Source organism: Chryseobacterium sp. KCF3-3 (genome assembly GCF_045865955.1).
In the GTDB taxonomy this organism is placed as follows: domain Bacteria; phylum Bacteroidota; class Bacteroidia; order Flavobacteriales; family Weeksellaceae; genus Chryseobacterium.
This window is the reverse complement of record NZ_AP035792.1, coordinates 1,958,711-1,971,601: the sequence shown is the minus strand read 5'-3', so window position 1 is coordinate 1,971,601 and position 12,891 is coordinate 1,958,711. Positions and strand designations below refer to the sequence as shown.

The 12,891-nt window shown below is 37.2% G+C and carries 8 protein-coding genes; 2 read left to right on the top strand and 6 right to left on the bottom strand.

Features of this window, described 5'->3' with window-relative positions:
* Window positions 1-280 precede the first annotated feature (280 nt).
* Window positions 281-1,816 (bottom strand): YifB family Mg chelatase-like AAA ATPase, encoded by a 1,536-nt coding sequence (locus ACKTTZ_RS08850; protein ID WP_034691911.1) that lies wholly within the window; start codon window positions 1,814-1,816, stop codon window positions 281-283.
* Window positions 1,817-2,098: 282 nt separating this feature from the next.
* Here ACKTTZ_RS08850 and ACKTTZ_RS08845 point away from each other — a divergent pair, with 282 nt between their 5' ends.
* Together ACKTTZ_RS08845 and ACKTTZ_RS08840 are read left to right on the top strand one after the other, a co-directional pair.
* Window positions 2,099-3,307: a PepSY domain-containing protein gene (locus ACKTTZ_RS08845; RefSeq protein ID WP_253315902.1), complete on the top strand. Its 1,209-nt coding sequence runs from the start codon at window positions 2,099-2,101 to the stop codon at window positions 3,305-3,307.
* 10 nt (window positions 3,308-3,317) lie between these two features.
* Window positions 3,318-5,441, top strand: a complete 2,124-nt coding sequence (locus ACKTTZ_RS08840; protein WP_407848412.1) for a TonB-dependent receptor domain-containing protein — start codon at window positions 3,318-3,320, stop codon at window positions 5,439-5,441.
* A 133-nt stretch (window positions 5,442-5,574) separates the two neighbouring features.
* Here ACKTTZ_RS08840 and ACKTTZ_RS08835 read toward each other — a convergent pair whose 3' ends face one another.
* From ACKTTZ_RS08835 to ACKTTZ_RS08815, 5 genes are all read right to left on the bottom strand, one after another.
* A complete protein-coding gene (locus ACKTTZ_RS08835; protein ID WP_407848410.1) occupies window positions 5,575-6,777 on the bottom strand; it encodes a hypothetical protein in 1,203 nt (400 codons plus the stop codon).
* A 6-nt stretch (window positions 6,778-6,783) separates the two neighbouring features.
* On the bottom strand, window positions 6,784-9,144 hold the full coding sequence (locus ACKTTZ_RS08830; RefSeq protein WP_407848408.1) for a TonB-dependent receptor: 2,361 nt from the start codon (window positions 9,142-9,144) through the stop codon (window positions 6,784-6,786).
* 324 nt (window positions 9,145-9,468) lie between these two features.
* A complete protein-coding gene (locus tag ACKTTZ_RS08825) occupies window positions 9,469-11,763 on the bottom strand; it encodes a multicopper oxidase domain-containing protein (protein ID WP_034692060.1) in 2,295 nt (764 codons plus the stop codon).
* Window positions 11,764-11,773: 10 nt separating this feature from the next.
* A complete protein-coding gene (locus ACKTTZ_RS08820; protein ID WP_034691926.1) occupies window positions 11,774-12,235 on the bottom strand; it encodes a heme-binding domain-containing protein in 462 nt (153 codons plus the stop codon).
* 2 nt (window positions 12,236-12,237) lie between these two features.
* On the bottom strand, window positions 12,238-12,879 hold the full coding sequence (locus ACKTTZ_RS08815) for a DUF3347 domain-containing protein (RefSeq protein ID WP_407848405.1): 642 nt from the start codon (window positions 12,877-12,879) through the stop codon (window positions 12,238-12,240).
* Window positions 12,880-12,891 lie beyond the last annotated feature (12 nt).

Below are 12,891 nucleotides of genomic sequence, written 5' to 3'. Positions count from 1 at the left end.
ATGAGCGGGACGGCAGGCCGTATTCAAACGTTATGTATCTATTCGAAAAAGAAGGAAGAGTTTATTTCGTCTATCCTTTATAAGTGGGATACACTTCCTACGTAGTATTTATGAATTTGATTTCCATAATATGATATTTTAAATAATTTGGTAATCAAACTTAACATAATATTTTAACTTATGTGTTACATAATTACTATGTTAACTTCACATATAAGAATTAAACTTATGAAAACAAAACTGAGTATTTAGTTTTAAATCAATCAAATAGAATAAAAAATTAAGCGTTCCAGAATTCACGATCCAGACTTCTGTATTGTATGGCTTCAGAAATATGATGGGACAGAATATTTTCGGATTCTTCAAGGTCTGCTATTGTTCGGGCTACTTTAAGGATTCTGTCATAAGCTCTTGCTGAAAGATTAAGTTTTTCCATCGCTAATTTGATGAGACTGAAAGAGGTTTCATCCAGTTCACAATAGGCTTCAATTTCCTTAGGTCCTATTTGGGCATTGCTGCTGATATTGAGCTTTTGATATCTTTTATTCTGAATATCCCTTGCTTTCAAAACCCGCTCTCTGATGTCTTTGCTCTTCTCTCCTTTTCTTTTCTCGGAAAGTTGCTCAAACTCTACTTTCTGAACTTCGATATGGATATCTATTCTATCTAAAAGCGGCCCTGAAAGTTTATTCATATACCGCTGCATTTCATAAACAGATGAGGTATTATTAGGATCATCGGGAAAGAACCCGCTTGGACTGGGGTTCATAGAAGCTACCAACATAAAACTTGCCGGATAGTTGACCGTAAATCTGGCTCTTGAAATCGTTACTTCCCGATCTTCCAAAGGCTGTCTCATGACTTCCAGCACTGTTCTCTTAAATTCGGGCATCTCATCCAGAAACAAAACCCCGTTATGAGCAAGAGAGATTTCTCCTGGTTGCGGATAACTTCCTCCTCCTACCAGGGCAACATCGGATATGGTATGATGTGGAGATCTGAAGGGACGAACAGTCATCAATGATGTTTCTGTTCCTATTTTCCCGGCTACAGAATGAATTTTTGTTGTTTCCAAAGCTTCTTTCAATGTTAATGGAGGTAAAATACTGGGAACTCTTTTGGCCAACATGGTTTTTCCGCTTCCGGGAGGGCCGATCAGAATAATATTATGTCCGCCTGCAGCGGCCACTTCCATTGCTCTTTTGGCTGTTTCCTGACCTTTAACTTCTGAGAAATCGAAAGGAAAATCATTGATTCTTTCATGAAATTCTTTTCTGGTATCCAAAGTCATTCTTTCGAGAGGCTTTCCTTCGTTAAAAAAATCAATAACCTCTCTGATATTTTCAACTCCGTACACTTCAAGTTCATTAACAATGGCTGCTTCCCTGGCATTTTGCTTGGGAAGGATGATTCCTTTAAAGCCTTCTTCTCTGGCCTGGATCGCAATGGGTAAAACACCTTTAATGGGTTGTAAACTTCCGTCCAGCGAAAGCTCTCCCATAATAATATAGTCTTTAACGTTCTCTGCCAGTATTTGATCTGAAGCCGTTAAAATACCAATAGCAATACTGAGATCGTAAGCAGAACCTTCTTTTCTAAGATCTGCAGGAGCCATATTAATGGTAATCTTCTTTCCAGGAATTTTAAATCCTACATTTTTCAGGGCTGCAGAAATTCTATAACTGCTTTCCTTAATAGCGTTATCAGGAAGCCCTACGAGATGATACCCTACTCCTCCGGTATCTACATTCACTTCAATAGTAATGGTCTGTGCAGCCACTCCATGAATGGCACTTCCATAAATTTTGATCAGCATGGTGTGTTTTTGGAGTAAAAGTAAACAATATAGTATTTTGAAAATCTGAAAGTTACATTAATGATTTTCTATATAAATAAGCATAACTAAAAACATATTAATAAAAGAGCATTGAGAGAGGTTCTTCAAAGCTATTAAGATTTCTATGTTGTTCAGATTGCATACATCCTAATAAAAATCAGGTTTTAAAGGAGAAATAAAGTTATCTCGCTGTTTAGAATTAATATAAATAAAGTTATATTTGTGGCTTATTTATTTTTAATAAGACTAAATAGATATAAAATGCAGAAGACCGGTCATAAAAAATCCAAAGGAACCTTCAAAAAATATATTCTGAAAGCTCATTTATGGCTCGGATTATTATCAGGCATCATTGTACTAATAGTTTCGCTGTCAGGTGCATTTTTTGTTTTCAATGAAGATATTACCGCTGCCTTGCGCAAGGAAACAACTTTCCATGGAGAAAAAGATATTCAGCATAAAAAGCCAATTCCTATACGCGAGTTAAAAGATATTGTGAATGCACAGCTGAAAAATGAAATTGTAAAAACAGATGAAGTCACCATTCCTATAGATCCTGCCCGCTCTTATCAGTTCGGATTGATTAAAGTTAATGAAGAGGGCTGGAATCACTTCAATACCTTTATTGTTTATAAAAACGTTTATGTAAACCAATATACCGGGAAGGTACTCGCCATATATGATGTAAAAAATAATCCTTTCTTTATCTGCATGACTCTGCACCGCTCGTTGCTGCTAAGCAATAAAATTGGCGGTACTATCGTGGGAGTATCTACCATTATCTTTGTCATAATGCTGATTACGGGAATTATTCTATGGTGGCCGAAGAATAAAAAAATGCGTCAACAGCGTCTATGGTTCCGTTGGGAGAAAGTAAAAGGCTGGCGACGTAAAAATTACGATGTACACAATATCCTTGGGTTTTATGCCTCTTTTCTTGCGTTTGTTGTAGCCATCACGGGTATTATGTATTCGTTTCGGATTACGCAAGTATGGGTATATGCATTACTGAATGGCTTTTCCACTGCTACCCCAGATTTCAGTCAATATAAAACAACAGCTCCGGAATCTGTGGAGACTGTAACCACCATAGACCGTATTATAGAACAGGTAAAAACTCATTATCCGAAAGCTTATTCTTTTGGAATTGATCTGGAAGACCATGCTGAAGCAGATCACAAACACGATAATTTAAGCATCTGGATCAAGGATAAAGAGTTTACTTATGCCGAGTCTTCGATGATGATTTTCGATGAACATTCGGGGAAGCTTTTATTTAACCATCCCCACGAAGACAAACCTATGGCAGAAAGGGCTACAGATGCTACATATGATCTTCATGTGGGAGCTTTTTTCGGAATGCCCGGAAAAATTCTGGCCTTTATTATGAGTTTATTCTGTGCCTCATTGCCCATAACCGGATTTATGATCTGGTGGGGCAGAAAAAATAAAAAAAAACCAACAACCTAAATCTATTATCATGAAGAAACACTATATATGGCTCCCTTTAATGGCGAGCCTGAATGCCTACGGACAGACAGAAAGTCAGAACGATTCTTTACAGACAGATAAAATCTCAGAGATTAGTGGCATCGTAGTAAGAGGGAGCAAAGCCGTTTTTCAGCAAAAAGCTGATAAAATGATTTTTAATGTAGAGAATAGTGTATTGTCTGATGGTACCACAGTTTTGGAATTGCTAGGCAAAACGCCAGGTGTGGTCGTTTCGCAAGAAGGTGAACTCTCATTATGGGGCAAAAAAGGAGTAAGTGTAATGATTAACGGTAAGCTGAGCTCACTGTCGGCAAAAGAGCTTGCCAACCTGTTACGTTCTACCAATTCCACACTGGTAAAAAATATTGAAATAATTGCCAATCCTTCGTCTAAATACGATGCTGCTGGAAATGCGGGCATCATCAATATTGTACTGAAAAAAAGCTCATCAGAAGGATTGAGTGGCAACTATTATCTTAACGGAGGAAGAGGTCGTAAAAACAGAATAAATACAGGATTGAGCCTGAACTATACTCACAATAAACTCTCTCTACACGGAGATTACAGCTATACTTTTCGTGGGGAAGAAGAAAAACGGGACTTTAGTCAGATTTTCTTCGATGAGAATCAACCTCAGCAAATGACCCGGAGAACAGATCAGAACTCCATGACCAATGAGCCTTTAACTTCTAATAACTTTAAATTTGGCGCTGATTATGCTTTTAGTGATAAAACAACTATTGGAGCTTTATTTGATGCTAAAATAGGGAGATATGAAGATTTTTCGAAAGGGGAAAACAGAATATTTCAGCCGATAGACAACCTGTTTGCTCATGTACTTTCAGATAATAAAAGCAAAGAAAACTGGTACGATTATACTTATAATTTAAAGGGTACCCATATCTTCAATGATAAGGATTATAAGGTAGATGTGGATCTGGAATACGAAACTTCACGTTTTTCTTCCCGTCAGAATCAGATTTCAGATGCATTGGTAAATCTGGGAACAGAGAAATTCAACAACAGAAGAGGCAACATTGCTTCCCGCCTGAAAGTTTTCAATGCTAAGGTAGATTTTACGTTACCTTTCAGCGAAATGCATAATCTGGAAACAGGATTAAAATCTACTATAAAATCCAATAACAACCCTTCGGAGTATTTTATACAACAGGATAATGAATGGATCAATGATGATAAAGCAAGTAATGAATATGCATACAAAGAGCAGATACATGCATTGTATGCCAACTACAAACTTAATCTTACGAAATGGACATTTCAGCTGGGGTTGAGAACAGAAATAACCCATACGGATATCAACCAGAAAACTTCCCAGGAACAAAGAAAAAGAGATTATACAAACCTTTTCCCAAGTGCATCAGTCAAATACCAGATGAATGATCAACATGGGTTTTATGCCTCATACAGTAAAAGAATCAACAGGCCAAGCCACTTCGATTTGAATCCGTTTCGTTTTTATGATGATCCTTTCAACTACTGGCAAGGAAACCCGAATCTGAATCCGGAATTTACCCACGCAACAGAATTGGGATATACCTGGGGCAAATACATTATTGCATCAGCCTATTTTAGTGTTACAAATGATGTAATGACAGAGGTATACAACTATCAGCCAGACACAGGAATCCTGGTAAAAACTCAGGATAACCTGAACAAATCTTATGTATATGGTGCCAATATTACGGCTACTACAAAGCTTTTTAAATGGTGGTCGCTTACTTCTATGCTGAATGTATTCAACAGTGAATATAAGGGTAACTACCAGAATTACTCGGTCAACAGTTCACAACTGGCATTTACGTTGAACGCACAAAACAGCTTCAGCATTGCAAAAGGATTGAAAGCAGAGGCTAATGGACAGTATTTTTCGAAATCTAATATTGGCTTGTTTATCCGTGATGCTTATTTTGACCTGACACTGGGGGTTTCTAAAACATTATTAAAGGATAAAGCAACCGTAAAGCTTGCCGTAACTGATTTATTAAAGACCAATAATTACCGTGTAACAGGAAATAACTTCAGCTCTACCATCCGACAAAAATACAATCTGGACAGCCGTGTGGTAACGCTGTCATTCAATTATAAGCTTTAAAAGAAATAAAACCTCTCAGACAGCTTAGAATAATCGGTAATCATTTACAAAAAACCGGGTCTCAAAAATTTTTGAGACCCGGTTTTCAATCAAATAAACATTTTATATTTTCTACGAAATTTATACGCTATAATTAGTCATAAAATTTATCGAAACGGGCAAATCCGGAAATACTGTTGGGAAGCTTCATTCCTTTGGTTATCTTATCCGTTTGCTGATCGTAAATCCAGACATAGTTTCCTCCTTTACTGGCATTTACAGCAATGTATAATTTGTTATTCTGAACAAACATACCTTGTTCGTAAGGTTCATCTCCCGGCAATTCGTCCAGAACCCTTACCAACTGTTTGGTTTCGATATCTATAATAGCATACCGACCATTGTAGCTGCCTCCTAATGCCTGATCACGGTACAGAACTACCATTTTATTGTTACCGATATAATCGATAACTGTTTCCAGAGGCTTCCCACCAACAAGATTGGTAAGATTGATCTGATAGCCTGCATCCGGCGAAGTTGCGCCTTTAAGAGCCCTGAAAAGGAAAATATCACTTGTTCCAGCTCCTGCACGTGGAAAGCATGTGTAATAAAAAGCTTCTTTATCTTTTGTAAAAGTTGTTTTGAAATAGGGAGAACCATTGGCTACCCCGGAACTTCGGTTATCTGTTATGGAATTTTTTACTTTGAAGGTATTATAATCTATTACAGCAAAATTATAAAATTCAGGAGTGAGCCATTTACCATCACGGAAGCTGTACTGCAAATAGATTTGTCCATCCATATACGTCATAGCGCCTAGTGAATAAAAGTTATAAGCATTTGGGAAAGGCTGAAATCCTTCAATCTCACCCTGACGGATAATACTAAGGTCAGCAGCATTGAAAACAGTATAGCGTATATGCTGACCATCACCTGTATCTCCAACAATAACCAAAGTATTATTATCTATCCAAACATAGCTGGCAATGTCACTGATATAGGTATAAGGCACTTCTTTTACAGTGGTCAGCCTATCCTGTGTATATTTAAATTTTTTGAAAATACCCTGATCGGTTTTATAGTTGTAGATAAAACCATTTTTTACAATGTAGGAGTAAGTTCCTTTGGAATTAATTTCATCTCCTTCTTTGGTAATATCCATTTCGCCTTTTGTCAGGTCATTGGTAGCCGTCATGTAATGTACCGTATTGGGCCAGCTTCCGAGAGCGGAAAGTAAAAAATATTTATAGTCTTTTTCACCACTTTCAGAGTCACTGAAACCAGGTTCGCGTTCGCAGCTAAAAATGGTTAAACATGCAAGTATTAAAAGTATACTGTTTTTGAAATATTGTGTCATGATCTTTTACTTAAGTAGGTATCTGAATTTTAAATAGAAAGCACGTCCCTGCTTCTGAAGTTTGAAATTGTCATAAGCCAGCGCATCCCCAACGTTGCTTACATCAAACGCCAGATTATATCTTCCGTTCTTCATGGAATAACTTATACCTATGTTGTGAAGCGTTTGTCTTGGAATAATCGGAATGTTGCGTGGATTTCCATAGGATTTCCAGTTTTTGTAGAACCATTCTGTCATCTGTAGTCCGTAGTAAAGCTCTATCCTGCTGTCTTTCTGAAACCAGTCGTCTTTACCAAGGCTTACATTTACATTTCCAAATAACCAAGGCTGGTTGGGAACATCTTTTTTGTAAGTAGCCGAAACTACATCTTCACTGTTATTGGCAAATTTTGTATTGTCATACGCTTTGTTGTAGCTCACATTCATTAACACGTTCAGGAGTCTTTTGTATTGGTAACTGATCTCTCCTTCCAGTCCTCGTGTAAAGATATTAGACAGGTTTTCATATTTGAAAGTACTGTTATATAAATTGGGAACGGTATAAATGAAATCCTTTGTATCCCGAATATACCCTGCTCCTTCTATACGGAAAGCATGCTGCCCCCAATGATGACCATAGTATAACCCTACGTTTACATTATTACTGGTTTCAGGTTTCAGATTCATATTACTGGTTACAGCAACTCCGTCTCCGAAAATTTCCTGTGGTTCTACCAAACGATAAGAGCGTTCAAAGGATCCTTTTATTCCTAATTCTTTTGTAATTTTCACAGTGGTAGCAAGACCATAGCCCCAGCTGCTAAAATTGTCCTTTGCCGGATTATCAGTTCTGGTCACCGGATCGAAAACCATTTTCTGAAGTCCTACCTGATAGTATTTAGCAAAGAAAATATTAGTCCAATGCCTATTGAAAAACTCCTGTTGATAAGCCATAGACAAAATCTGTTTGGTCATCTTCGCCGGAGGTACATTCTTTTTTTCCTCTTCAAGTTGATTGAATGTGGTATTCTTAAGATAATCAAGTACATAATTGAAGATAAGCTTGTGATGCTCAACTATTTTGTAAGTAGCCCCAACCTGTGAGTAAAGACGGTCTTCATGCTGCATGATGATCGTTCTTCCTCCTTTTTCACTTGTTGCTGAAGGTTCAAAAGTATTATCCCAGCTGTATTTACGCATAAGGGTATCTGTTGCTTTCTGAACGCTTTTTGAGAAACCGGCATACACATTCACATCCAGATGATCATTGAACAGACCTGTTTTTTTATACTTCATAAAGTAATTATGAGCCTGTCCGTTTTGCTTTACCCCTCCATATACTACTTCCTGATTGGAACCGGTCTGGATCTGTTTGTCAAAAACGGATTGTGACATTCCCACAAAGAAAGAATCTGCCCAGCTTTTGTTTTCCAATCCTACTTCAGCCATCCCAAAAACAGATTGATACCTGTCATTAAAACGTTTCAGGTCTTTTAGCTCATATTCGTTTTTAGCAGCATTCCAGATTTTCATATCCTTCATCAGATAGTCGTTATCCGAATGGTTATAAAAACTGTTGATACGCATGATAATTCCGGTTTTATCATCTTTAAACTGTCCATTCAGATTGATACGCTGGGTATTAAAAGAACCAATACTTATACTTGCATCCAGGTAATTTTTGCTGCTTGACGGCGTAATAATATTGACCGCTCCACCCATAGCATCTGTACTTAAATGGATAGGAACTACGCCTTTATAGATCTCTACACGGTCTGCCATATTTACAGGTAACGTACTCAGATCCACACCTTTTCCAAGCATTTCCAAAGGAACACCATCGATAAAGAATTTCACTGCTTTACCTGACATTCCATTGATAGAAAAGTTATAATCGGAACCTATACCTCCCTGTTGGCGGACTTTAATCCCTGTTGTTCTGTTCAGAACCTGATTAAGATCTGCTGTGGTATTGGCCAATTTAGCAACATCAATAGCATTAACAGTAAAAGCACCGTCTTGCAGTGCTTTTACTTTACCCTTGCCGTGTACTACAACTTCTTGCACAGCCGCATGATCATCAGCTAATTGGATAATTAACGGAGATACTTTGCTACCGAAGTTTATTTTCTTTTTGAGTTTTTTGTAACCATCCAGACTGAAGACTAATGTAGCTTCTCCTTTCTTGTAACTAATCTTGAAATTTCCGTTTTGATCGGTTTTTGTATTTATTTTTGTGTTTTCAACAAAAATATTTACTCCATTTAATCCCTGCATTGCATGATTCTGTACAGCTCCCTGAACTGTAAAATCAGCATCCTGTGCTTTAATGAGGGAAATTGTAAGGGTAAAAATGAGAAAGATAAAAATACGCTGATACAATTTCATTATTTATAATTATTATAAATAGCAAAATTAAAGGTTCACCTGTAAACTCCCAAAGGAAAAAGGATTTTATTTTTAATTGTTCTAATTATAATTAATATTGATTGATTGATTGATAAATTTTCTTTAAAATCATAACAAGCTTACATTCAGCTATAAATATAAATCCATTGTTGTACTTTATTTTGGTCTGTATGAAAAAAGTCATGTGGAAAGCAAAACATTCCGCTAAAGTATATTCGTCTATATATCTAAAAGAAAGAAGCAGCCATTAAATAGCTGCTTCTTGTAATTGAGTAATTATTAATCTTTCTTATCCCCTATCATTTAATAAGCTAAAGAAATTCCTGCTCCCCATCCCATATCACTGTCATAGTGGGCACGAATGCTTACATTTTTATTAAGAATATACTTTAATTCAGTCATGTATTCTTTATCGGTATTGACCATAAAACCTCCTCTCAATCGTTTTGAGATGGGAATATCTTCTCTCATCAACTGTAAACGAACGATACCGTCATGATATACTTCTGCCTGAAAGTTCACAAGCATCGGAAGAGTATACACAAAACCTAAGCTCACCGCTCTTCGGGTATCTTTTTCATTTTTTTGTCCAAAGATATTTTTCTCCTGCTCATCAATTCCCATTTTTCTATAACGAAAGTCGAATCCTACAAATGGCATAAACCACTGCATCTTCCCGATGTATCTTCCCAAATGCGTTTCCACTTCATATCCATGCATATCATTATATCCTAAACGCCATTCTGTAGAGAGATTCCATCTTGCAGTCTGAAGCATTGCATCCCCGTCATTTCCATTGGTTGCAAAATCATTCTGAATCATAAAATGGGGCATATTGCTTTCTCTCTGAAGCATATTATAGGCTTCTTTTTTGTCTGGTAAATATGGATTTTTATAATCATCTACTGCAAAAACCCTATTCATTCCTGCCATCATATGATAAAGGATATGGCAGTGGAAGAACCAGTCTCCTTCTTCATTAGCCTGAAATTCAATCGTATCGGTTTCCATTGGCATCACATCCAGTACATTTTTCAGGGGAGACTTTTCTCCTTTGCCATTAATTACCCTGAAGTCAAAACCGTGTAAATGCATCGGATGTCTCATCATGGAATTATTATAGATGGTAATTCTTAATATTTCTCCTTTTTTTACCGGGATTTTATCGGTTTCAGATAAGATTTTATTATCCATGCTCCACACATAGCGGTTCATGTTTCCGGTGAGGGTAAATTTTAATTCCTTTACGGGAGCATCTTTAGGAAGCTCTGTGTTATGAGGAGATTGCAGCATGGCATAATTCAGGGTTTTAATATTGCCTAAAGCATTGGCATTATACCTGTTGCTATCCATGTTCATTTCCTTATCCATTCCTTTATCTGCATTCATATTGTGCTGGCTGTGATCTTGTTTCTTCTTCCCATCACCTGTGATCTCAGGGTACATCACCACATTCATATCCATTTGATTAAGGCTCATTTTCATTCCCATATCATTCAGATCTCCGTTCATTTTCATCATGTCATTCATCATTTTCATTCCTTCAAAGTATTTAAGTTTGGGAAGAGGAGAAATGAGTTGTTTGATTCCATTACCTACAAAGTAGCTTGCAGATTGGGTTCTGTCTTCTGTAGTAGCTAAAAATTCATAGGAAACGCCATCCTGAGGAATGGTTACTACGACATCATAAGTTTCAGAAACAGCAATAATCAGTCGGTCTACTTCTACTGGTTCTACATCGTTACCATCATTGGCCACAACCGTAATTTTACCTCCTGCATAGCGTAACCAGAAATAGGAAGAAGCTCCTCCGTTTGAGATCCTTAAACGTACTTTATCTCCTGCTTTTAGTTTTTTGCCGTCTACAGTTTTTAAATCTGTACTGTTATTTCCATTGATTAACACTTTATCATAATACACATCACTTACATCCATGGCCAGCATGCGTTTCCACTCATTGGTCAATTTTGTTTTAAAGTGACCTTCTTTAATGGCTTCTACATAAGACTGTGTGGCGTTTTTCTTAATCGCTGCCCAGTCATTCGCGTTATGCAGCATTCTGTTGATATTATCAGGATTCAGGTTCGTCCATTCACTTAAAATAATAGGAACTGTAGGCAGGTCATCAATTCCTTTTCTGAAGGTTTTGTCATCCTCTCTTTTTTTCATGACGAAACTTCCATACATTCCAATCTGTTCCTGAAGCCCGGAATGGGAATGATACCAGTGCGTTCCATGTTGAATAACCGGGAAACGATAGGTATAGGTAGCGCCAGGCTTTATGGGCTTTTGGGTCAACCAAGGTACACCGTCTTCTTTATTGGGCAAAAATACTCCATGCCAATGCAGTGATGTACTTTCTTTCAGCTGATTGTGGACTACAATTTCTGCGGTATCTCCTTCTGTAAAGGTAAGAGTAGGCATTGGTATCTGTCCGTTAACAGCGATGGCCCTTTTTTCTTTCCCGGCGTAGCTGACCAGGGTATCTTTTACATATAGCTCATATCGTACTACTTTCTGTGCTAAAACACCTTGCCAGCAGAAGAAAATCAAAACTGCCTGAAGTAATCTTATGGTGATATTCTGAGGTATATTCATTGTATTATTTTTATTCATAAACTTTGCTCTGCTCTTTTAACCATTCGGTCATTATTTTAATTTCGCCATCACTCAGTTTTGCTTTTCTGTGCATTAGAGTATACGACGACAGTGGCATTTGTCTGTTTACAATCTGTTCCTTTATTGAATTCAGCAATCTTACCTGCTTTCGGTTGGAATAGGTTTCCCATTCACTGAAATTCAGGTCATCTTTTGCGTCTTTAATATGGTTTTCTACAAGTGCTCTTGCAGGCTGTATATAATCGTACCATGCATAATCGGTCGTATTACTATGACAATCATAGCAGGAATTCCGAAACAGAGTTTGTACTTCAGCCGGCATATTATAAACCCTTGTAAAATCTTTTGTAACAGCCTTGCCTTTGTCTATATTAAAGGCGGGCTGATACAATTGTATTGCAATAAAAAGAAACAGAACAAATACCAAAATTCTTTTCAGTATTTGTTTCATTCTCAGAACTGTTTTTTCACAGAACCACAGCTTAACATCTGATTTCCATAATAAGGATTTTTGATGTCTTTGGTTTCACTGATCCACACTGCTCCTTTACCGTCATTATACATTGGGCAATGATCCTGATACAGTTTTTGTGAACTGCCAAATAAGGCAATAAGATCCGAAACATCTTTGCTTAAAGAAGCCAGATGCTCACGCTGATGATCAATTTTCCCGGCATTATCACCGATATGTTCAGCGTTTTCCTTTGCGTTGTCTGCTATTTCTTGATACTCTTTTTGTTTACCGGAAGGAATACTTTTCACATCCACATTTTTGATGGTCGCCAGTAATTTTTTCCCTGCACTGGCTGCTCCTTTGTCATTGTCTGCAACAAGTGCATTTTTAAGAGCCAAATAATCTTTAATAATAGGTTCAATACTAAAATTTTGGACCTGAGTTTCTGTTTTAACTGGTTCAGTTTTCTGAGCCGTAGCACTTACTGGTTCAGCGGCAACTAAAGAATCATGTAATGGAGCCGTCTTTGTTTCAGATATGGATGTACTGTCCTGTGTTTTTAGTTCACTTTCTTTATTTGGAGACTGCTTGCAGGAAATTACGGCTGTTAATATGATGATTGATACTATTATATGTTTCATTGTTTTGATACT

Bases quoted from the DNA above. Each gene is read 5' to 3' on its own strand.
- ACKTTZ_RS08840 (WP_407848412.1), top strand. From the start codon at position 3,318: ATGAAGAAACACTATATATGGCTCCCTTTAATGGCGAGCCTGAATGCC.
- ACKTTZ_RS08820 (WP_034691926.1), bottom strand. From the start codon at position 12,235: ATGAAACAAATACTGAAAAGAATTTTGGTATTTGTTCTGTTTCTTTTT.
- ACKTTZ_RS08815 (WP_407848405.1), bottom strand. From the start codon at position 12,879: ATGAAACATATAATAGTATCAATCATCATATTAACAGCCGTAATTTCC.
- ACKTTZ_RS08825 (WP_034692060.1), bottom strand. From the start codon at position 11,763: ATGAATATACCTCAGAATATCACCATAAGATTACTTCAGGCAGTTTTG.
- ACKTTZ_RS08830 (WP_407848408.1), bottom strand. From the start codon at position 9,144: ATGAAATTGTATCAGCGTATTTTTATCTTTCTCATTTTTACCCTTACA.
- ACKTTZ_RS08850 (WP_034691911.1), bottom strand. From the start codon at position 1,816: ATGCTGATCAAAATTTATGGAAGTGCCATTCATGGAGTGGCTGCACAG.
- ACKTTZ_RS08845 (WP_253315902.1), top strand. From the start codon at position 2,099: ATGCAGAAGACCGGTCATAAAAAATCCAAAGGAACCTTCAAAAAATAT.
- ACKTTZ_RS08835 (WP_407848410.1), bottom strand. From the start codon at position 6,777: ATGACACAATATTTCAAAAACAGTATACTTTTAATACTTGCATGTTTA.